Source organism: Rhodococcus sp. IEGM 1379 (genome assembly GCF_030056815.1).
Classification (GTDB): Bacteria; Actinomycetota; Actinomycetes; order Mycobacteriales; family Mycobacteriaceae; genus Rhodococcus_F.
In genome coordinates this window covers 24,556-46,205 of record NZ_JASHKR010000039.1, presented here as the reverse complement: position 1 = coordinate 46,205, position 21,650 = coordinate 24,556, and the positions used below count along the sequence as shown (strand labels likewise).

The following is a 21,650-nucleotide window of genomic DNA, read 5'->3' as shown; positions in this document are numbered from 1 at the left end:
TGAACTTCAACGCCGGCACCCTCGGCAACTCGATGGTCGAAGGCCGCATCTCCGCCGGCGTCGTTGTCGACGACGGATCCGACGTGGGCGGCGGCGCATCCATCATGGGCACCCTGTCCGGCGGCGGCAAGGAAACGATCTCCCTCGGAAAGCGCTGCCTCCTCGGCGCCAACTCGGGCCTCGGCATCTCCCTCGGCGACGACTGCGTCCTCGAAGCCGGCCTGTACGTCACCGCCGGCACCAAGGTCACCGGCCCCGACGGCACCGTCGTCAAGGCCAAGGACCTCAGCGGCAAGTCCAACCTTCTGTTCCGTCGCAACTCCGTATCGGGTGCCGTCGAGGTCGTGCCGTGGAAGGGCACCGGCGTCGAATTGAATGCGGCACTTCACGCCAACGACTGATGAGTAACACCGACGCCCCCGAGGTAACACCCACCGCTCTCGGTCACGGCCTCAAGGTCCGACATCTCACGATGATGGGCCTGGGCTCAGCCATCGGCGCCGGCCTGTTCCTCGGAACGGGCGTCGGTATAGCGACGGCCGGCCCCGCGGTTCTGATCTCCTACATCGTCGCGGGCGCCATAGTCGTCTTCGTCATGCGGATGCTCGGCGAGATGGGCGCTGCGATTCCGGCCAGCGGTTCCTTCTCGCATTACGCGCGTCTGGGGATCGGCGAGTGGGCCGGATTCGTGATGGGCTGGCTCTACTGGTTCATGCTCATCATGGTTCTGGGCGCCGAGATCACCGGAGCCTCCGACATCGTCGACAACTGGCTCCCCGGTGTACCGCAGTGGGTGGTGGCCCTCGTCTTCGTGGTGTTCTTCGCCGTCGTGAACCTGGCCAAGGTCAGCAACTTCGGCGAGTTCGAATTTTGGTTCGCCGCAATCAAAGTCACCGTCATCATCGGCTTCCTGATCGTCGGTGTGCTGCTCGTCTTCGGCCTTCTTCCCGGTACCGACCCGGTGGGAACCTCCAACCTGTTCGGTCAGGGCGGCTTCATGCCCACCGGATTCTCGGGCGTCGCTGCCGGACTTCTGGTGGTTGCCTTCGCCTTCGGCGGTATCGAGATCGTCACCATTGCCGCCGCCGAATCCGAGAATCCGGAACGCTCCATCGCCATCGCTGTCCGCAGCGTGGTGTGGCGTATCAGCGTCTTCTACATCGGTGCCATCTCGATCATGGTCTTGGTGCTGCCGTGGAACGATCCAGGACTCGAGAGCGGCCCATTTGTCGCCGTACTCAACAAGGCAAACATCCCCGGCGTCGCGGGATTCATGGAACTTGTTGTGGTCGTTGCCCTGCTTTCGGCATTCAACGCCAACATCTACGGAACCTCCCGTATGGCCTTCTCGTTGGCACGGCGTGGCGACGGTCCGGCATTCATGGCCAAACTCTCCAGCACCGGCGTCCCGACCAACGCGGTATTGCTCTCGGTCTTCTTCGGGTTCGTGAGCGTTCTCCTGAACTGGCTCCTGCCCGACGATCTCCTCGGCATCCTGCTCAACGCAGTCGGTGCGGCCCTTCTCGTTATCTGGATCTTCATCGTCATCTCTCACCTTCGGTTGCGCAGGCAACTCGAAGCCGAAGGCAAGCTCTCGATCCGTATGTGGCTGTTCCCGTATCTCAGCTACGCCACCCTGGCAATGCTCGGAGCGTTTGTCATCCTCATGCTGTTCGACGACAACGCCCGCGCCCAGCTGATCTCGACATCGGTCCTTTTCGCGGTAATCGCGGCACTCGGGTACTTAAATAGGCATATGAGGAATCGCGCCTGATTGTGAAGGATTTCGTTCGCTGAGCGAGCGAAATCCTTCACGATCAGATGGTCCCTAGGCGCCGCGGTGAGCCAACGCATTCACGAACACTTCGGAAATCTCCGACGGGTCACGCGCGATATACGTCGAGCCACCGGTAACTCTCGAAATATCCGCCAGCGCCGCAGCATCGGCATCGTCGGTGATACCGATGGTCACGATAATCACTGGGCGGGCCGGATCCTGCTCGCGTGCAAGAACATCGAGTAGCTGCTCCCGAGTAATGCTGTCCGCATCCTCATTGGCGCCGTCGGTCAGCACGATGACGCTGTTGACTGCTCGCGGATCGTACGATTCCTGCACCTTGCGAAATGCAGCCAGAGTGGTGTCGTAGAGACCCGTCGCACCTCGCTTGAGTTGGGTCAACCGATTGGCCTGCTGTGCCATCAGCGTTCGCTGAGACACTCCGTCGACAATGGTGTCGTAGCGCCTGATCGGAACTAACTCCTGGTAGTCCTGAGTTCCGTTCATACCCTGGGAAAAAGCCCACAATCCAGCGGCCACACTGTCCGGGAAGACCTGATTACCGGCCAACGCTGCGGCTGTCGTGAGCTGCATCCGATTTTTTCCGCCGGTTGCCGGGAAGTCCATCGAAGATGACACGTCGATCGCAACCAGGGTGCGAATCGGCTTGGCCATCAATGTCCAGGCGCCGAGCGTCCGATCTGCCGCGGATTGGTCCGGTGCCGGCAGCGCCGTGACGTTTCCGATTCCGCCAACCACCGGTGCCGCTCCGGAAGAGTCACGGAAACCGTTGCGGGTCAATACTTCCTGTGCTGCTTCACTCTTGAATATCGCTTCGAGGGCATTAGCTTTCTTGTCTGACAGATAGTGACGCTCGGGGTCCGACGCGCTCACGACCAGGGGGTAATCCATCATCAGAGTGCCGGTGGAGGGCACGGTCGCGCTGATCGACGGATTACCGAACTGCACGACCTGCTGCTCGGTCGAGACTCCGACTTTGCCCGTGCTGACCAACTCGGTCAGCATCTTGGCTCCGACCGGCTGATCCTCGGTTCGCACACTCTCGGCCTGAGCGTGCGGCACCAATGCCGCACGTACCGATTCCGCCCCACCACTATGTTCGGCGAGCGCGGCCAGGATCGGGGCCGACGCAGTCCCGGTGGACAGCGGATTACCCAGTGCGAGGTCCGGCACTTCCAGCACCGACAGCCAGTTCGCGAACCGCTCACCGCCGCCCGAAGCCAGCACCACCGGAGTGGTCGCGATCGACCCGCCGGCGGTGACAACCGGCCCCGCCGCTGTAAGCGCTGCCTTGCCGACCCACGCTCCGGAGTCGGGAATCCACAGATCGGGTGCATCGACGCCCTTCCCGAGACGCCCCACGACGTCGCCCGGGAGTGCTGCTTCGACGACGATCCGCGCGCAGTCCGTCTGCTCCGGCGTCACGTTGCCAAGCACCTCGGATACTGCGGGTGCGATCGACGGATCCGCTGCCAGAGTGAACTCGTCGACGCTCGGACAGGTCTCAGGCTGGACTGCCTTGAAAACGACAATTCCGGTGGCAGCTACTGCAACCAGGACCATCCCGCTCAACGCGTAAAACCCGAATGAACGCCCACTGTCAGCGCTCGAGTGCCGTCCGCCCGCCATGAAATCTGCCCTCCCGAAGCCAGTCGCAGGTGCAACTGGAGCAATCCGTACCGGCGGGAAGTGTAGCGAAGAACACGAAAAAACCAACCAAACGAGATTATTCGGGCATCAAAAGTCGCTTTTGCACCTTGCCCATTGCGTTCCGCGGGAGCGCCTCGACAAACCGAATTTCACGCGGACGCTTATGGGCGGACAGTTGCGCACCCACCAGTTCGATGAGCTCCGATTCCGTGACATCGGGTTCCGCCGAACGCCGAACGACAACCGCCACGATCCGCTGGCCGAGGTCCGAATCGGGGACACCGACTACCGCAACTTCAGCCACCGAAGGATGACCGAGAAGTGCGGTCTCGATCTCACCGGCGCCGACGCGAAAGCCTCCGGTCTTGATCAGATCGATGGATTCACGGCCGACTATTCGGTGGAATCCACCCTCGTCGATCACCGCAACATCGCCGGTCTTGAAGAACCCGTCGTCCGTCCAGGATTCTGCGGTCGCGTCGGGACGGTTCAGATAACCGTCGAACAACATCGGACCACGCACCTGGAGGCCGCCGATGCTCTCGCCGTCGTGAGGCACGTCGTTGCCCGCCTCGTCACGCAACCGAGTTTCCACGCCTCGCACGGGTACACCCACCCAACCGGGCCGACGCTCGCCGTCGACGCGTGTACTGAGCGTCAGCATCGTCTCGCTCATTCCGTAGCGCTCGATTGGCGTCAGGCCCGTGAGATCGCGCAGTTTCTCGAACACCGGAACCGGCAAAGGCGCGCTGCCGGAGACCAGCAGCCGTGCCGACGACAATGCGCGCGCCGACGCCTCGTCCTCGACGACCCGCGACCAGACCGTCGGCACCCCGAAGTAGAGGGAGCCACCGGCTTGCGCATAGGCCTGCGGGGTCGGCTTGACGGTGTGGACCAATCGGCTTCCCACCCGAAGTGGCCCCAGCACACCCAGAATCAGACCGTGTACGTGGAAGAGCGGAAGTCCGTGTACGACGGTGTCCTTCCCCGTCCACTGCCACGCCTCGGCCAGAGCGTCGATGCCGGCGGCGATAGCGCGGCGGCTGAGCAGTACGCCCTTCGGCGGCCCGGTCGTGCCGGAGGTGTAGAGAACAAATGCCGTGGATTCCGGGGCAGGCTCCTGGTAGCTGTGCCACGAACGGGCATGCAGCCGAACCGGAACGACGGGTAGACCAACGCACAACTCGCCGGTCTCCCCCAGCCAAGCCTGGGCTCCGGAGTCATTGAGTATGTGTTCGCGTTCGGCAATCCCGGCGTCCGGGGGAACCGGAACGACGGTGACGCCCGCAATGAGAGCGCCGACTACCGCGAGGATCGTTTTTGCCGTCGGTGTCGCCAGCACGGCAACCCGCTGAGCCTGCGCGACCCTCTCGGCAACGGAAGTGGCCGCACCGAGAATCTGGCTTCGGGACAGCGTCGTGTCCCCGATCCTGATCGCGTCCTCGACATCGTCGCCGCGGGCAATGGCAAGGGAATTCAGTGATCGGAGCAGCATACCGACAGCATCTCACAACGCACTGACGTCAATTGCGAGAGACAAGCGATCTCAGGAAGAACCGGAGATTCGCCGGGCGCTCCGCAAGCCTTCGCATGAAGTACGGGTACCACGTGCTGCCATAGGGAACGTACGTCCGGACGTGGTTCCCGGCAGCCACCAACCGCGCCTGTTCGTCCTCTCGAATGCCGTACAACATCTGATATTCGAACTGTTGACGAACCCCGCGTGCCGCCGCCTCGATCACGGCGGGATCATGCGACGCGACCATCGGGTATCCCGTTCCCTCGCACAGAATGTCGAGACACCGCAGATACGACGCCGTCACCTCGTCCCGACGCCGGTATGCCACTGACGGGGGTTCGTTGTAGGCGCCTTTGCATAATCGGATCCGCGCACCCGCGAAGTCGTGACAATCCGACTCGGTACGTTTCAGATAGGCCTGCAGTGCCGTTCCCAACCACGGGAAATCGTTGCGTAACAAGCGGACAGCGGCGAGCGTCGAATCGGTTGTAGTGTGATCTTCGGCGTCGACGGTGACCCAGACTCCGGCAGACTGCCCTGCCTCGCAGATGATTCGAGCATTCTTGACGGCGTCTTCGGCGCAGAACTCGGCACCCAGGGCGGAGAGTTTCATCGATACCTCCACGGGCTGCACCGAGGTCGTCGAGTCGGTGAGTTTTCCCAATTCCTCAATCAGCGCCAGATATTCGTCCACAGTTGCCTGCGCCGCCGCCGTATCGGTGACGTGCTCCCCCAGAAAGTCGACCGAGACGTACCGCCCCTCGTCGAGCAATCGACTCACCACGTCGATCGCGTCGCTGCGCTCGCCGCCGGCAACAAACCGGTTCACCAACTGCCGACTCACAGATGTCGACGTAATCGCGTGTTCGCACCGAGGGGATCGTGCGGCCGCCAAGATTATCGGTCGCAGCGGATTGTTCAGTACAACAGACGGTTTCACGGTTCCGGCTTCATATGCGGATAACGGTAGTCTTCGGGCGCAACAAATGTTTCCTTGACTGTCCGCGCCGATACCCACCGCATCAAGTTGAGTGGGGAGCCCGCTTTGTCGTTGGTGCCGGACGCACGGGCACCACCGAACGGTTGCTGGCCCACCACTGCTCCGCTGGGCTTGTCGTTGACGTAGAAATTTCCGGCCGTAAATCGCAAAGCATCTGTTGCCTGCGCTACGGCACCGCGGTCGGTGGCAATGATCGATCCGGTCAGTGCATACGGAGCGGCAGAATCTGCTTCCGACAGGATCTGTCCAAATGCGTCCGGTGCATTGTCGTCGTAGATATGAATCGAGAGGATCGGCCCGAAGTACTCTGTCGTCATCGCCTCGTCGCGTGGATCGTCCACCAGCAATACCGTTGGGCGAACAAAATAGCCGACGCTGTCGTCAGATTTTCCGCCGACAACAACGTCGATGCCGGGCGTTGCGTGAGCTCGCCGGATCGCCGCCACGCTCTTGTCGAATGCCCGACGATCAATGACCGCGCCCCCGAAGTTCTCGAGATCCGTCACGTCGCCGTAGGTAATTCCATCCACTTCGCCAAGGAATTCCTCACGCAACACCGCCCACAGACTTCGCGGAATGTAAGCGCGGGAAGCGGCCGAACACTTCTGGCCTTGATATTCGTACGCTCCGCGAATCAAAGCTGTTGTCAGAATCGCAGGATCGGCCGACGGATGAGCAACCACAAAGTCCTTCCCGCCGGTCTCCCCCACCAGACGCGGATAGCCCGCGTAATCCCCGATGTTCGCCCCTACCTGCGCCCACAAGGACTGGAAAGTTCGGGTGGAACCGGTGAAGTGAATGCCTGCCAGACGCCGATCCCGCAGTGCCACTGCAGAAATATCCGGCCCGTCGCCGGTCACCAGGTTGATCACCCCGGGCGGCAGGCCGGCTTCTTCGAGCAGTTTCAACGTCCAGTACGCCGCGACCGTCTGCGTGGGCGACGGCTTCCACAGAACCGTGTTTCCCATCAGAGCCGGAGCAGTCGGGAGGTTGCCGGCAATGGCGGTGAAGTTGAACGGCGTAATCGCGTACACAAAACCTTCCAGCGGCCGGTAGTCCATCCGGTTCCAGACTCCGGGTGACGACTGCGGTTGCTCGGCCAGGATCTGACGTGCAAAGTGCACGTTGAACCGCCAGAAGTCCACTAACTCACAGGGAGCGTCAATCTCGGCCTGCTGCACCGACTTCGACTGGCCCAGCATGGTTGCTGCCGCGATGCGTTCACGCCACGGCCCCGACAGAAGGTCCGCTGCCCGCAGAATCACCGCAGCTCTGTCGTCGAACGAAAGTTCACGCCAACCGGGGGCTGCAACCGTGGCCGCGTCGATAGCTACGGCGGCATCCTCCCCGGTGCCGTTTCGGAACATGCCCAGTACATGCGCGTGCCGGTGAGGTTCGACGACATCCACTGATACGCCCGCTCCACGCACTTCGGAGCCGCCGATCACGTGCGGGATCTCGATACATTCACTGGAAACGCTACTCAAGGCCGATCGAAGTCGAGCACGCTCAGGACTGCCCGGCACGTAGGAATGAACCGGTTCATTGACCGGAATCGGAACTGCGGTAACGCCGTCCATGTTGACTCCTTGACCCCGTGAGGACCTTCATTCAGGCTAACCCGGCGAGTGACAGAACGCAGCGCTCGATAGTGTGCGAATACACGCCCCGATCTACACGCCCCTGTCGAATCAAAGGAAGCCACATGACCACGCTGAACGAAATTACTCGTGAAAATCGGCTCACAGTCCATCGAGATCATCGACCTCACGGCCCCGTTGAGTTCCACGACCGTTCACATTGAGTGCTGTTTAGTGCACTCGCCATGAGCGACCGGATTACCCCGGCCACGTTCACCACCAGGTGGTGTTCCCGCGGCAATCCCGTCCGCCCGCGCGATGGCGGGTCTTACGTTTGGTTTCCGTCGGGCTTCTTTACCGTCTCGTCCGCAACTCTCGATACAATTCTCCCGGCCGAGCGCACCGTATCCGTCGATTCCGGAAACTTCATGGGATACCCGAGCGCTTATCTGACGGTGCCCGATCATTTCGGGTTCTGCTTCACTCAGGCTTTCCAATCCATCGGCCTCGGTCTGGCCTCCGCGATCGGGACTGCGTTGGCGCAACCGGATCGCCTACCCGTTGCAACCCTCGGCGACGGCGGTTTTCTGATGGGCATTTCGGAACTCGAAACCGTTGTCCGCCTGAAACTTCCTCTCGTGATCGTGATCTACAACGACAGCGCCTACGGTGCCGAGGTCCATCACTTCACAGATCCCGAGATGGACCGTTCGATAGTGACTTTCCCGGAAACCGACCTCGCGGCAATTGCCCGCGGTTGCTGCGCCGACGGTGTCACCGTCCGCACCCCGGAAGATCTTGATGCGGTAGGTAATTGGGTGGAGGGTTCACGTGATCGACCCCTCGTCATCGACGCAAAGGTCAGTAGCGACGGCGGATCCTGGTGGTTGGCGGAGGCATTCAAGGGCCATTGAAAAGCGGGGCTTGGTCAGCAGGCAGCGCCACGGTGAGACCGGTGGGACATTTACCGCATGGTGGGATGCACACGGTACTGCTGGTGGATCACCTCGGCGGTGACATTTCCGCCCTCGAGGCGGCTCAATTGCGCTGCGGCTGCGTCGTAAGTGCCCAGGTGAATGGTCTGATCCGCGTAGCCGATGCCGTCTGCGTCATAGTAGAAGCCGAGGCTCCCCCACGGTGCGTAATAGATGAGATCTCCGTTCTCGGGGTCCGATCCAGGCGAGCGGTCTGTCTCCAGTTCCCTGGGCAGACGGCTAACCTTCTCCCTACCTGCGAATTCTTCGACCGACAGGGTCAGCGGAAGCATCGCGAGGAAGTCACGGGTAGTGGGATTATCGGATTCGATCGTGACGTCGACTGCAGTATCACCCGAGGTGAAGCGCACGACGGTCCCTTCGACCTTGCCCACCTCGATTGCCGGGTCGGCAGAACTGCTCGCAGACGAAGGAAGCGATGTGGTGGCAGCCGGAATCGTCAAATTTGGGGTGGAGTGTTCGACGGATGTCGTGCATCCGGTGACGGCGAATACGATAGCCGCTGTTCCTGCGATGACGAGCTTTTGTCGCACGGGGTCTAGAGGATGGTCGCGGTGTCGATGACGAACCGGTACCGAACATCGGAGGCAAGGACGCGTTCGTAGGCGTCGTTGATCTGATCGGCGGCGATGAGTTCGGTTTCGGGAGCGAGGCCGTGCTCGGCGCAGAAGTCGAGCATTTCTTGGGTCTCACGGATGCCGCCGATCGCCGACCCGGCGAAGGAGCGGCGCCCCAGGATCAGCGAAAACACTTCCACCGGAAGCGGTTCAGGCGGTGCACCGACGTTCACCAGGGTGCCGTCGAGAGTGAGCAACCGGAGGTACGCGCTGATATCGATTTGTGCGCTGACGGTGTTCACGATCAGATCGAAGGTGTCTGCGAGATCGGTGAACGTTGCCGGGTCGCTGGTGGCGTAGTAGTGATCTGCCCCTAGACGCACACCGTCGTCCTTCTTGCTCAGGGTCTGGGACAGGACGGTGACATCGGCGCCCAGCGCGTGCGCGATCTGGACGGCCATGTGACCCAGGCCGCCCATCCCCACGATCGCAACCTTCTTGCCAGGCCCGGCGCCCCAATGTTTGAGTGGCGAGTAGGTGGTGATGCCGGCGCACAGCAGCGGGGCGGCCGCTGCGAAGTCGATGCTCACCGGAACGCGAAGGACGAAGTCTTCGTCCACGACGACGTGGGTGGAGTACCCGCCCTGGGTGATGGTGCCGTCGCGGTCCACGCTGCCGTACGTCTGGGTGTTGCCTTCGCGGCAGTACTGCTCTTCGCCGCCACGGCAGTTGACGCATTCGCGGCACGAGTTGACCATGCAGCCGACACCCACACGATCGCCGATGTGATGGCGGGTGACGGCGGAGCCGATTTCGGTGACGATTCCGACGATCTCGTGTCCGACGGTGAGCGGATACTGTTGTGGACCCCAGTCGCCGCGGACGGTGTGGATGTCCGAATGGCAGACGCCCGCGTACTTGATTTCGATGAGCACGTCACACGAGCCGACGTCGCGGCGTTCGATGTGTGTGCGGCTCAGTGGTTCGGTTGCGGATGGAGCGGCGTAGGCGGTGACAGTAAGCATGTATCTATCCTCTGGTGTGTTTGGTCGGATGGGGTGTTTCTCCACGGCCCTATCGCTGGGCAGGGAATGCTGTGCGGCGTGCAGTGAGGACGATCGCAAAGGCGATTGCGGCAAGCCCGATCATGAGGACAGGCAAGGCCATTGCGTCGAATGTGCTCACGAGTACCGCTCCCAGGACTCCGGCCGAGAAGATGGCGACATTGAACGCGACCCCGAGCAGGGAGTTGGCGATGTCCGCGTTCTCGCCGCTTGCTGCGCTGATGGCTGTTTGCAACTGTGGTGCCGCGCCGCCGAAGGCGATTCCCCAGAGAACAACGGCGCCGAGCACTGCGCCGGGCGATTGGCTTCCGGCAACAAAAACCACACCCGTGGTGAGGAAGAGGGAGAGGCTGCCCAGAAGCAGGGGACGCGGGACGCGGTCGATGAGGGCGCCTGTGATTGCGATGCCGATCAGTGCGGAAAGCCCGAATACCACGAGAGCCACGTCTACGGAGATCGGCACATTCGCAGTACGTAGATAGGAAGCGATGTAGGTGTAGACCGTGTTGTGCGCGAGCATCCACACAAAAATGACGACGAGGATGACAGTGACACCGGGAATGGCAAACACCCGCACGAGGGGGACGCGTGATTCCGCACGTTGCCCCGGGGCATCGGGAACGATCGTCAAGGCGAGGACGGCGGTGACAATCGTCAACACGGAGAGAACTCCGAAAGACCAACGCCAGTCGAATGTAGTACCCAGCCACGATCCGAAAGGCGTTCCGATGGCCAAGCCGAGGGGTGTGCCGATCGAAGCAATGGTGAGAGCTCGCCCGGCAAGTTCCGGGGCGGTGATGCGGCGTGCATATCCTGCGAGCATTCCCCACACCAGACCGGAGAAAGCGCCGGCTGCGAACCTCGCGATCAACGTCGCCGCGATATCCGGGGAGAAAACGGTGATGGTGTTGGCGATCAGGAATCCCAGAATGCCGACGAGGAACACCGGTTTGCGTCGTATACCGCGAGTGAATGCTATGGCCGGGATGGTGAGGACCACGGTACCCAAAGCGTAGGCACTGACCAGCTGTCCCGCAGTCCCTTCGGCGATGTCGAGGCCACCCGCGATTTGCGGCAACAGCCCGGCGGGCATGGTTTCGGTGGTGATGAGGATGAACCCCATGAGCGCCATGACGAGCAGTGCATGCAACGGTAGGCGGCCGTGTGGATACGACGCGTCCACGGGCCTGGCCGGCATCGACGTGGTTGGGTCGACCATACCGTCGCTGGAAGCGGATTGGGTTAGTACGCTTGCGGTTTCGATCGTCTTGGTCTGTGACTTCAAGGTGGTTTCGTTTCTTCTTCGTCGACGGGTCGCAGGCGGGAGCCTTGCCGGTTTCCCCTCTTCACCAGCACACCACTTATCGGGTGCGGGTGGGAGTCCCGGTTGGTGGAGGTACTGCAAGGGACTCCCTCGACACCGGGACCTCGACTAGCGTCGACGTATGGACAATCGAGCGGAAGTCCGGCAATTCCTGACCTCACGTCGCGCCCTGGTCACTCCGGAGCAGGTCGGACTCCCAGCGGGAACCAATCGGCGGGTCGAGGGGCTTCGCCGTAGTGAGGTCGCGACCCTGGCCGGGGTGAGCATCGAGTACTACACACGGATAGAACGCGGCGCAATCAGCGGTGCGTCACCCGAGGTCCTCGACAGTCTTGCCAAGGCACTGTGCCTTGATGATGCCGAGCGTGCGCATTTGTTCGATCTCGCCCATGCAGCAAGTCCCGTGGCCAGGCCCCCGCGGCGCCGCAATTCGAAGACGTGGCTGCCGCACCAGAGTCTGCAGTGGGCCCTCGACGCGATCACCGCCGGCCCGGCATTCGTCCGCAACGGGCGCATGGACATCCTTGCTGTCAACATGCTGGCCCGCGCGTTCTACGGGGACGTTTACGACATGCCGGGCCAGCCGCCGAACATCGCCCGATATACCTTCCTCGACGAGCGGGCACGTGACTTCTACCCCGACTGGGATCTCTTTGCCGAGGTGACGGTCGCTATTTTGCGTACCGAAGCCGCCCGCGACCCACACAACAAGGAACTTCACGACCTCATCGGCGAGCTCAGCACTCGTTGCGAAGACTTTCGTCGTCGGTGGAGCGCACACAATGTCAGACACCACGGCACCGGTTCCAAGACATTCCACCACCCCGTCGTCGGTGAACTCACCCTTGCGTACGAGGGGCTCGAGATGGCCGCCGAACCCGGCCTGACACTAACCATCTACACCGCAGAGCCGGGTTCCGGATCCGAACAAGCGCTGCGACTGCTCGCCTCGTGGGCTGCCAGCGAATATGGTGCTCCGGTTCCCGCTTCGCCGGCAAAGGAATCTACCGGCCACTGACTTCAGGATGCGTTTGCCGAATCCCGGATGGCCCTACCGTGCTGCCTCGGTCCACCCGGGTGTAATACTCCTGCGGCGCCGAAGTCTTTGCTGGACAGGGCGAAACAGCCGAGTCAACTGTTGACCGTGTGTGGACGACATCCCGGCAATGAGCGTCAGCGACAACTACAACGACAACCGAATACCGAATCGGAATGAAGCTCATTATGACCAGAGCCCAGGACAAACAAGTCTGACGATCCACAGTGCCACGGCAAAAAACGATTGTCCGGCACTTGAAGTTCAGGTGCCGGACAATCGTTTTCGAGAATTGACTACGCCGTGAGTCGCTTTGCCGCAGCGGCAATCCGCTCATCCGTAGCCGTCAATGCGATTCGTACATGCTTGCTTCCGCTCGGTCCGTAGAACTCACCGGGAGCGACCAGGATGCCGCGATCGGCGAACCACGCAACCGTGTCGCGGCAGGCTTCACCGCGAGTAGCCCACAGGTAAAGACCGGCCTCGGAGTTCTCGACGGTGAATCCGGCACCACGAACGGCGTCGAGCAACACGCTTCGACGTTCGCGGTAACGCTCACGCTGCACGTTCTCGTGCAGATCGTCGCCGAGTGCAGCTTCCATCGCGGCCTGAATGGGCAGCGGCAGAATCATTCCGGCGTGCTTGCGGACTTCGAGAAGTTCCGCCACCAAGGCTGGATCGCCGGTGACAAAACCGGCGCGGTAGCTCGCCAGGTTCGAGGTCTTGGACAGTGAATGCACGGCCAGCAGGCCGGTCAGGTCACCGTCGTTGACGCGTGGATCGAGAATGGACAGAGCATCCGATTCCCAGGTCAGGCCGAGGTAGCACTCGTCGGAGACGACGATTGCGCCGCGCTCGCGGGCCCACGCCACAACCTTCTGCAGATGCTCGAGGCCGAGCACCTTGCCGGTGGGGTTGGACGGCGAATTCACGAAGATCAGCGATGCCGATTCGGGACCGAGTTTGTTCAGTCCGTCGGCGCGAATGATCCGCGCGCCGGCCAATTTCGCAGCCACCTCGTAGGTGGGGTACGCCAACTCCGGAATGACAACGAGGTCGTCTGCGCCGAGGCCCAGGAGCGTCGGCAGCCACGCGATCATTTCCTTGGTACCGATGGCCGGCAGCACGGCTGCCGGATCGATATCCGGAATGTTGTAGCGGCGATCGAGTGACTCGGCGACAGCCTCACGCAGAGCGAGAGTTCCGTGTGTCGTCGGGTAACCCGGGACCTCGGCAACGGATGCCAGAGCTTCCCGGATCACCGGATCAACCGGATCGACCGGCGTACCTACCGACAAGTTCACGATGCCGTCGGGATAAGCGTGTGCTTTGGCGGTGACATCTGCCAGCGAATCCCACGGAAAATCGGGAAGCCCGGCAGCAACCGGAGTACGAGACAAGATTTCTATTCCTCACCCATGGGAGGCAGGGCCTTGATGAACGGCGTGTCGTAGTCGACCTTGCCGAGTTTGGCGGCTCCACCAGGCGAGCCGAGGTTGTCGAAGAAATCGACGTTGGCGCTGATGTACGGACTCCACTGCTCGGGAACGTCGTCTTCGTAGAAGATCGCTTCGACGGGACAGACAGGTTCACACGCGCCGCAGTCGACACATTCGTCGGGGTGGATGTAGAGCATGCGCCCACCCTCGTAGATGCAGTCGACAGGGCATTCCTCGATACAAGCCTTGTCCAACACATCTACACACGGTTCAGCAATCGTGTAGGTCACTGCCTTCTCTCCCTACCTTCCAGAGGTGCACCTGCTCCGCGCAAGCGACTTAACACATTTCAGCCTACTGTGGTGGCGTTCTTCGTCCGAATCGCTATCCACTTCTCACCGGCTGACGAAGCACGGATCAGCGCACCGCGCTCACCGAGATAGTCGGCTACGACGCCGATCACGGGGATCTTTCCGGCCAACTCGTACGGCTTCGCACGCTGGGGACGCTTGTGCAGTTCGTCGCTGATTGCCCGAAAAGTCTTGGCAGTCCGCCAGAGCGTTCCGATCAGCGCGAACGGTCGCCAGGTCTCGTCGACGCTGGTCACGGGCTGTTCGGAAAGATTTTCTCCGGAAAGCACCGATCGTGATTCCACCTCGCGGCGGCACAGAACTGACGCGAGAAGATCAACTTGTTGATCGCGCTCGGTCACTCCGTGCTCACGCGCAACAGCCACCAGGACGACGGCCTGATTGGCAAAAGCGAGCAAATCCTGGATCGGTAATCGGCTGAGCAAAACTCCGAAGATCCCGGGAAATGCGACAACTAGTGTGTTGAGTGCGCCCAGTCGGGTGGTCCACCACTGGGATCGTTGATCGTCGGACATGACCGACCAGGCAGCGGTACCGGGGAATTTGATGACGTCCAGAACCCAGGCGACGGCGTCGAGAACAACCTCGGCGGCGCCTCGCTCCGGATCCGTCGGTTCGAACGTACGACGCTTGATCCCGAGCGGATCGCTGTACGCAAGGTCGAGAACGGGGTTGATGCCCCAGACCGCTCGATCGAGTACGTCGACGACTTTGCGGTCACCCAGGACATCCGCCATCAGGCGATCACCTCTTCGCGTCGGGCATGCGTTGTTGTGCGCTCGCGTGCGGGTCGACCGATGCCTTCGGCGATAGCGCGCAGTTCGGCAACGGTCTTCTCGCTGCCGTGCTGGGATCCGGCCATCCGTGAGATGGTCTCTTCCATCAACGTTCCGCCGAGGTCGTTGGCGCCGCCGTTGAGCATCATCTGCGTGCCGGTGGTGCCGAGCTTGACCCAGCTGGTCTGGATGTTCGGGATCCGGCCGTGCAGCATGATGCGCGCGAGCGCGTGCGCGGCGCGGTTGTCCCGGATGGTCGGGCCCGGGCGCGACGCTCCGGCCAAGTACAGCGGAGCGCTCTGATGCACAAACGGCAGGAGAACGAACTCCGTGAATCCGCCTGTGCGGTCCTGAATTCCGCGCAACACGTTGAGGTGACCAACCCAGTGGTGCGGCTGATCGACGTGTCCGTACATCATGGTCGAACTCGATCGCAGGCCCACTTCGTGTGCCGTCGTGACTACTTCGATCCACTCAGCCGTCGGCAATTTGCCCTTGGTGAGGATCCAGCGCACCTCGTCGTCGAGGATCTCGGCGGCGGTGCCGGGAATCGTATCGAGTCCTGCTTCACGCAACGCCGTGAGCCAATCGCGGATGCTCTCACCACTGCGCGAAGCACCGTTCACAATTTCCATGGGCGAAAACGCGTGGACGTGCATGGACGGCACACGCTTCTTGACCGCGCGCACCAGGTCGGCGTAGCCCGTGACGGGGAGTTCCGGATCGATGCCGCCCTGCATGCACACCTCGGTGGCCCCAGCGACGTGCGCTTCCCAAGCCCGATCGGCAACTTGCTCAGCTGAGAGAGTGAAGGCGTCGTCGTCACCCTTGCGCTGCGCGAAGGCGCAGAACCGGCAACCGGTGTAGCAAATGTTGGTGAAGTTGATGTTGCGGTTCACCACGTAGGTGACATCCTCGCCGACGGCCTCCTTGCGGAGCGCATCTGCCAGTGCCACAACAGCTTCCAGGCCGGCACCTTCGGCAATGGCAAGTGCGCGGTACTCGTCGTCGGAGCATCCGGCCGGATCGCGCTCGGCACTGCGCAGTGCAGCCAGAAGATCGGTGTCGACACGAACGGGAGCGCTCAGTTCGAGAACCTGCTCGCGCACGGTCTCCCAGTCACCGAAGGCACTGCCCAGGTCACTGCGCGTTTCGGTGTTGCGGCCGTCCGTGTCGATCTCGGTATTGAGGTCGACGCGTCCGCTGGATTCCCAGGATTCGTCCGGCTCCTGCCACGGCAGACCGACCGGCTTGGTATCCAGCTTGGCCAAGCCGGTCTTCGGATCGGCAAGTGCCTGAACATGACCGGCGATCCGCGGGTCGATCCAGGGCGCTCCGGCCAGCACATATGCAGGCTGCGCAGCAGTGCGTTCGGTGAGCGTGAAGCCCGCCTCCGCACTGATCGCGGCCAGGGTCTCGAGGTTCGGCCACGGGCGCTCCGGGTTGACGTGATCGGGAGTCAACGGCGAAACCCCGCCCCAGTCGTCGACGCCGGCTCCGAGGAGGGCCAGGCATTCACTGTTGGAGACAAGATTGGGCGGGCTCTGAATCCGCATCGTCGGACCCAGAAGCAGACGAGCAACGGCGATAGCAGCCAGGAACTCGTCGAGACCCGCATCGGGAGTATCGCGCATCGCGGTGTCGGGCTTGGCCAGGAAGTTCTGGATGATGACTTCCTGAATATGACCGAAGGCCTTGTGCGACTTCCGAATCGCCATGATCGACTCGGCCCGCTCGAGGAAGTTCTCCCCGATGCCCACCAAAATGCCGGTCGTGAACGGAACGTTCAGACGGCCCGCATCAGTCAGAGTTCGCAACCGAACGGCCGGGTCTTTGTCCGGGCTGCCGTAGTGGCATTCACCCTTGTCGGTGAACAGTCTGGTAGCAGTGGTCTCGAGCATCATGCCCATCGACGGCGCTACCGGCTTGAGACGCGAAAGTTCCTGCCAACTCATCACACCGGGGTTCAGATGCGGTAGCAGTCCCGTTTCCTCGAGCACGCGGATCGACATTGCCCGCAGGTAGTCGAGGGTGGAGTCGTAACCGCGCTCGTCGAGCCACTGCTTGGCCTCGGGCCAGCGTGCCTCGGGACGGTCACCGAGAGTGAATAGCGCTTCCTTACAACCCAACTCAGCGCCCGCCCGGGCAATTTCAAGTACCTCGTCAGGTTCGAGGTACATTCCGTGTCCCTCAGCGCGCAGCTTGCCCGGCACCGTCACGAAGGTGCAGTAATGGCACTTGTCCTGACACAGGCGGGTCAGCGGAATGAAAACCTTGCGCGAGTACGTCACGGTGTTCGGGCGTCCCGCAGCCAACAGTCCGGCGTCACGAACCTTCGCCGCTGACGCGCACAGGTCCGTCAGATCGGCGCCACGAGCCTGCAACAGCGTCGACGCCTCGTCGACATTCAGAGTCGCGCCGTCTCGCGCGCGGCGCAGCACACGACGCATCGCCGAAGCAGACGGGGCCGGCGAGCTCGACAATGCGCTCGAGCCGGCCGCCTCAGATATGCCGGGCATCGGAAGCATGGTGGGTTTGCCGGAGTCATCACCAGTTCGGTTCACCTAGCGATCATGCGCCATACCGGACGGCTACTGCCACTCGGTGCCAGAACTCCCAGAACACCAGCGCCCGTCAGGTGGGCGGATACTCCTCGTCGAGCGCAACTTCGCGGCGCTGATCGACAACATCGGCAGCCGCCGCATCAATCGGAATATCAGTGAGATCAGGTTCGCCCGGAGTATTGGGATCTACCAGTGCTGCTTGTTCCAGAGCATCTGGCTCCGGTGCCTCCGAATCGAATGCCGAATCTTGTTCAGTCATCACGTGCTCCCTTCATCGGTCGCCACACTCCACCATAGGGCGGTTGTCGACAGATCGCCCCAACTCGACCAAAGTAGGCACTATGACCGCGCCTAACGCTGTGACCATGGCCGACCCGTTGTGGCGCCCGAGCACCAACGCCCCCAAACTGTGGGCAATTACCGCCGCCCTCACCTGGGCTCCGATCATCGTGGCCGAGATCGTCGCCGCGATCTTGATCCCCGGATTGCCGACCTGGCTGGTGGGAGCAATCGCTGCGGTCACAGTTCTGGGCGCCGCCGTCCATATCCTGATGGTTCCGGCCTGGAGATATCGCGTGCACCGCTGGGAAATCAGCGACACCGCCGTTTACACCCGGACCGGCTGGTTCACCCACGAACGACGCATTGCCCCCATCTCGAGGATCCAAACCGTCGACACCGAGCGTGGACCCATCGACCGAATGCTGGGGCTCGCCACCGTGACCGTGACGACGGCGTCGTCCGCCGGAGCCGTGAAGATCTCCGCCCTGGATCAGGATGTCGCAGACCGTACCGTGGCTCAGCTGACCGAAATCGCCGGCAGCAACGCGGGAGACGCGACGTGACCGAGCATCAGGAACTGACATCACAAACAGACGAACCCATGGTCGACATCCCCGCCGAATCCGAATCTGTGGCCGCCGAAGCCGCGGAGCAAGAACAGCCGTGGCTTCGCCTCGACCGACGAATGCTGCTGGTCCACCCGGTCAACGAAGTCGTCAAACTGCTTCCCGTCCTGGTGGTCTCGTTCATTCTCGGCAGCCAGAGCGGAAATCATCTGTGGGGCATCGGTGTGGTCACGCTGCTGGTGATCTTCGGTCTGCTTCGATGGTTCACCACCACCTACCGCATCGGCCCGGTACATGTTCAGCTTCGCACCGGCGTTTTCCAGAAGAAACTGCTCTCGGTGCCGCGGAGCCGAATTCGATCCGTCGACGTCGAAGCCGGTGTCATGCACCGCCTGCTCGGCCTTTCCATCGTCCGGATCGGCACCGGCCAGCGTGCCGGCAAAGGGCACGAGTCCAACAAGTTCGAACTCAACGCACTCTCGAGCGCACTGGTCCCCGACCTTCGCGCCGCACTTCTCGCCGGCGCACAAGGCAAGCCTGAAAAACCGGGACAGCCCACTTCCGGAACACCGCTGCCGCAAGAATCCTCGGAAACCGAGATCGGGCACTGGCAGCCGAGTTGGGTACGGTACGCACCCTTTTCGTTTACCGGAATCTTCATCATCGCCGCGATAGTCGGCATCGCCTTCCAATACGGAGTCGGCAGCGCAATCGCAAAATCGTCGGCCGTCTCCACTGGCGTCGACTCGCTCGAAAGCCTCGGCATCACCGTCTTGGTCGTCGTTGCCCTCGTTGCGCTACTCGTCCTTTCCAGCATCTTCGCGTGCGTTCAGTATCTGATCGCGTTCGGCAACATGACACTGACCGACAACGGCCGCATCCTCCATGTCAGCCACGGACTGCTCAAGACCCGCCAGACCACCTTGGATCGAGCGCGCCTACGCGGTACGACGCTGAAAGAGCCTCTCCTGCTTCGCCTGGCCGGCGGCGCTCGCCTCGACGCCATCATGACCGGTGTGAGCGCGGAGAAGAAGGAATCCTCGCTTCTGCTGCCCCAAGGTCCGCGGGCCGAAGCAGAACGGGTGATGGCCACTGTCATCGGCGATACCCGGCAGGCCTCAGTCCCCCTTGTCGGCCACGGCAGCGCCGCGCGTCGGCGCCGCTACACCCGCGGCCTGTTCGCCGCTGGGATCGCGCTTGCGGCGCTGCTGGTCAGCCTCGCGTTCGGAGTTCAAGTTCCGGTCTACGCGTGGGTCGGCGTTGCAGTGCTGACAGTGGGCGGCGCAGCCCTCGCCTACGACCGAGCCAAGGGCCTTGGTCACGCAGTGCTGCCCGGATGGCTGATCACCCGCAGCGGCTCACTCGACCGCAAACGGCACAGCCTGGAAGCGGACGGCGTGATCGGCTGGACGGTTCGTGAAACGTTCTTCCAGCGACGCGCCGGAGTTGCCACCGTGATTGCCGCGACGCCGGCCGGCACCGGCGGCTACGCCGTGATCGACCTGCCGGCTCAGGATTCCTGGAGCCTGATCGAAGCTGTCACGCCTGGAGCGGGCGACGTCTGGGCAGATCGTCGATAATCAGTCGCGCCAATGATCCGAGCCTCGATCGTTCGGGCTGAATCGTGGGCACTCCGAGCAGTTCCAACGGCGCCGCTGTCACGGGGCCGACGCAATAGGTGGGCACCGGCCCTCGCATCGCAGCAACAAATCGTTCGAGTTCGCCCATCTCTTTGGCCGTACTGAGCATCGAGGAGACGGCGGGGGCACTGGTGAAGGTGAGTGCATCGATATTGCCGGACCGCACCGCTGACACCAGTGCCCGCACCGGCCCCTGATCGGGTGGCCGGATCCACCGGTAGACCGATATCGGGGTCACGACCGCTCCGAGGTCTGCTAACGACGCACTCAGGTCGGTCAGCGGTTCCCACTCGGTGATGATGCCGTGCAGTTGAACTGCCACGCGCACTCCCTCGACGCCCTCACTGCGAAGGTGGTCGAGGACTTCCTCGGAGGACTCCCCCGCCGGCGACCACGCCTCACGCAAACCCGCCCCACGGATCGCGCCCATCGCTTTGGGTCCGCGGGCAATGATGCGCGTCCGCTTCAGTGCGCCCAGAAACTGCTCGGTCCGATCCCACGACGCCACGGCCTCGAGCCAACCCCGAAACCCGATGCCCGTACTGATGACCACCAGTTCCGGCGGATCAGCGATCAACGCCGCCGTCTGCACGCGCAGATCGGCGTCGTCAATCAAGGGCAGTACGTGGATTACCGGCGTACGGACGGTCTCGGCGCCCCGCCGTTCGAGGAGGGCCGCAAATTCTTCGGTCCGTCGCTCCGCCGTCAAAGCGATAGTTGTACCCGCAAGGTCTAGTTCAGCCACAGATGTCAGTGTCCCCTATGCGCGGCCGAAATCCTTGGGTGACGTGAGGGCTGTGCTCGCGACTTTGAACAAATACACAACTGCCGGCGCCAGCGCACCGATGAGAAGGAGGAGAGTCAACGGCGACGACAGCACCAGAACGTCCCCGCCCGGACCGCCGACCATGCACAACAGGAATCCGGCGATCCAGCCGGCCAGGGGCAGCGCCGCTTTGCCTGCCGTCGTCACCGTCCGCGCGGCAATGACCAAAACGAGGTTGACGACAGCGGCGAGAAGAATGCTGACGGGGAAAGGTGTGGTGCCGAGGTAGCTCGGAAGAAAGATCACCGCCAGCACCGCGCACAGAAATCCATCGAAAATCAGAACACCGAGAATGACTGGATCGAGAAACGACATTCCTTCTGACTTCACGATGTTTGTGTTCGAGGTCGGCGGGGCCGTGGTCATGGACTCAATTTTGGTCTATCCGAGTAACACCGGTGAGCGCGGGTCCCTTCCATGCAAGGATGCACGATCACGGAACCGGCGGGAACCCGAGCAACGTCAGGAGGTGACTTTGCTGATCCGCGAACGCGTACAGCGATCCGTAGTACTGATCGTGGTAAAAACCCGCCATCGGTCGAAGAGAATCGACGAACGCGACGATCTGATTCTGTACGTCCCAGTTGAACATGTGCGCGCCACCATCCTTGCTGTCACCCGAAGGACCACCCGTCCGGTGACATGCATCACATCGCATTCCGG

Annotated in this window: 20 protein-coding genes and 1 pseudogene; 6 read left to right on the top strand and 15 right to left on the bottom strand. The window is 62.2% G+C overall.

Going from position 1 to position 21,650, the window contains the following annotated elements:
• Both QM600_RS19370 and QM600_RS19365 read left to right on the top strand, forming a co-directional pair.
• Positions 1 to 401: DapH/DapD/GlmU-related protein (locus QM600_RS19370; protein WP_283263151.1), on the top strand; the 401-nt coding region annotated here is incomplete at its 5' end.
• Positions 401 to 1,774 (top strand): amino acid permease, encoded by a 1,374-nt coding sequence (locus QM600_RS19365; RefSeq protein ID WP_283263150.1) that lies wholly within the window; start codon positions 401 to 403, stop codon positions 1,772 to 1,774. The genes QM600_RS19370 and QM600_RS19365, both read left to right, overlap by 1 nt.
• Before the next feature lie 54 nt (positions 1,775 to 1,828).
• Here the strand turns inward: QM600_RS19365 and QM600_RS19360 are convergent, their stop codons facing one another.
• The 4 genes from QM600_RS19360 to pruA all read right to left on the bottom strand — a co-directional run bounded on the left by QM600_RS19360 (position 1,829) and on the right by pruA (position 7,547).
• Positions 1,829 to 3,427 (bottom strand): substrate-binding domain-containing protein, encoded by a 1,599-nt coding sequence (locus tag QM600_RS19360; protein WP_283263149.1) that lies wholly within the window; start codon positions 3,425 to 3,427, stop codon positions 1,829 to 1,831.
• A 97-nt stretch (positions 3,428 to 3,524) separates the two neighbouring features.
• Positions 3,525 to 4,943 carry an acyl-CoA synthetase gene (locus QM600_RS19355; protein ID WP_283263148.1) on the bottom strand — a complete coding sequence of 473 codons (1,419 nt, stop codon included), beginning with the start codon at positions 4,941 to 4,943 and terminating at the stop codon, positions 3,525 to 3,527.
• A gap of 28 nt (positions 4,944 to 4,971) precedes the next feature.
• A complete protein-coding gene (locus QM600_RS19350) occupies positions 4,972 to 5,907 on the bottom strand; it encodes a proline dehydrogenase family protein (RefSeq protein WP_283263147.1) in 936 nt (311 codons plus the stop codon).
• Positions 5,904 to 7,547: an L-glutamate gamma-semialdehyde dehydrogenase gene (gene pruA / locus QM600_RS19345; RefSeq protein ID WP_283263146.1), complete on the bottom strand. Its 1,644-nt coding sequence runs from the start codon at positions 7,545 to 7,547 to the stop codon at positions 5,904 to 5,906. The genes QM600_RS19350 and pruA overlap by 4 nt, the downstream gene beginning before the upstream one ends.
• A 365-nt stretch (positions 7,548 to 7,912) precedes the next feature.
• Between pruA and QM600_RS19340 the strand changes: the two are divergent.
• Positions 7,913 to 8,461: pseudogene (locus QM600_RS19340) on the top strand (thiamine pyrophosphate-dependent enzyme); the annotation flags it as partial.
• A gap of 50 nt (positions 8,462 to 8,511) precedes the next feature.
• Here the strand turns inward: QM600_RS19340 and QM600_RS19335 are convergent.
• From QM600_RS19335 to QM600_RS19325, 3 genes are read right to left on the bottom strand one after another with little or no spacing between them, the layout of a single operon-like run.
• Positions 8,512 to 9,075: a cyclophilin-like fold protein gene (locus tag QM600_RS19335; RefSeq protein WP_283263145.1), complete on the bottom strand. Its 564-nt coding sequence runs from the start codon at positions 9,073 to 9,075 to the stop codon at positions 8,512 to 8,514.
• Positions 9,076 to 9,080: 5 nt separating this feature from the next.
• Positions 9,081 to 10,124 (bottom strand): NAD(P)-dependent alcohol dehydrogenase, encoded by a 1,044-nt coding sequence (locus tag QM600_RS19330; RefSeq protein WP_283263144.1) that lies wholly within the window; start codon positions 10,122 to 10,124, stop codon positions 9,081 to 9,083.
• A 49-nt stretch (positions 10,125 to 10,173) separates the two neighbouring features.
• Complete coding sequence (locus QM600_RS19325; RefSeq protein ID WP_283263143.1) at positions 10,174 to 11,382, bottom strand: MFS transporter; 1,209 nt, start codon at positions 11,380 to 11,382, stop codon at positions 10,174 to 10,176.
• A gap of 226 nt (positions 11,383 to 11,608) precedes the next feature.
• On the opposite strand from QM600_RS19325, the gene QM600_RS19320 reads away from it, so the two are divergent.
• Complete coding sequence (locus QM600_RS19320; RefSeq protein ID WP_283263142.1) at positions 11,609 to 12,505, top strand: helix-turn-helix transcriptional regulator; 897 nt, start codon at positions 11,609 to 11,611, stop codon at positions 12,503 to 12,505.
• Positions 12,506 to 12,819: 314 nt separating this feature from the next.
• Here the strand turns inward: QM600_RS19320 and dapC are convergent, their stop codons facing one another.
• The 5 genes from dapC to QM600_RS19295 all read right to left on the bottom strand — a co-directional run bounded on the left by dapC (position 12,820) and on the right by QM600_RS19295 (position 17,932).
• On the bottom strand, positions 12,820 to 13,923 hold the full coding sequence (gene dapC, locus QM600_RS19315) for a succinyldiaminopimelate transaminase (RefSeq protein ID WP_283263141.1): 1,104 nt from the start codon (positions 13,921 to 13,923) through the stop codon (positions 12,820 to 12,822).
• Positions 13,924 to 13,928: 5 nt separating this feature from the next.
• A complete protein-coding gene (gene fdxA / locus QM600_RS19310) occupies positions 13,929 to 14,252 on the bottom strand; it encodes a ferredoxin (protein WP_094274276.1) in 324 nt (107 codons plus the stop codon).
• A 59-nt stretch (positions 14,253 to 14,311) separates the two neighbouring features.
• Positions 14,312 to 15,070, bottom strand: coding sequence for a hypothetical protein (locus QM600_RS19305; RefSeq protein ID WP_283263140.1), 759 nt, complete (start codon positions 15,068 to 15,070; stop codon positions 14,312 to 14,314).
• A complete protein-coding gene (locus QM600_RS19300; protein WP_283263157.1) occupies positions 15,070 to 17,637 on the bottom strand; it encodes a bifunctional FO biosynthesis protein CofGH in 2,568 nt (855 codons plus the stop codon). Before QM600_RS19300 ends, QM600_RS19305 begins: the two co-directional genes overlap by 1 nt.
• A 106-nt stretch (positions 17,638 to 17,743) precedes the next feature.
• A complete protein-coding gene (locus QM600_RS19295) occupies positions 17,744 to 17,932 on the bottom strand; it encodes an Rv3202a family protein (RefSeq protein WP_283263139.1) in 189 nt (62 codons plus the stop codon).
• Between the two features lie 82 nt (positions 17,933 to 18,014).
• Here QM600_RS19295 and QM600_RS19290 point away from each other — a divergent pair, with 82 nt between their 5' ends.
• Both QM600_RS19290 and QM600_RS19285 read left to right on the top strand, forming a co-directional pair.
• Positions 18,015 to 18,518, top strand: a complete 504-nt coding sequence (locus QM600_RS19290; RefSeq protein WP_283263137.1) for a PH domain-containing protein — start codon at positions 18,015 to 18,017, stop codon at positions 18,516 to 18,518.
• Between the two features lie 38 nt (positions 18,519 to 18,556).
• Complete coding sequence (locus tag QM600_RS19285; protein WP_283263156.1) at positions 18,557 to 20,101, top strand: PH domain-containing protein; 1,545 nt, start codon at positions 18,557 to 18,559, stop codon at positions 20,099 to 20,101.
• Here QM600_RS19285 and QM600_RS19280 read toward each other — a convergent pair.
• The 3 genes from QM600_RS19280 to QM600_RS19270 form a co-directional block, all read right to left on the bottom strand.
• A complete protein-coding gene (locus tag QM600_RS19280) occupies positions 20,061 to 20,906 on the bottom strand; it encodes a uroporphyrinogen-III synthase (protein WP_283263136.1) in 846 nt (281 codons plus the stop codon). The genes QM600_RS19285 and QM600_RS19280 overlap by 41 nt on opposite strands.
• Positions 20,907 to 20,921: 15 nt before the next feature.
• Positions 20,922 to 21,353, bottom strand: a complete 432-nt coding sequence (locus QM600_RS19275) for a hypothetical protein (protein ID WP_502943033.1) — start codon at positions 21,351 to 21,353, stop codon at positions 20,922 to 20,924.
• A gap of 67 nt (positions 21,354 to 21,420) precedes the next feature.
• Entirely contained in the window at positions 21,421 to 21,579 is a 159-nt protein-coding gene (locus QM600_RS19270; RefSeq protein ID WP_169632341.1) for a hypothetical protein, read from the bottom strand.
• Positions 21,580 to 21,650: the final 71 nt, after the last annotated feature.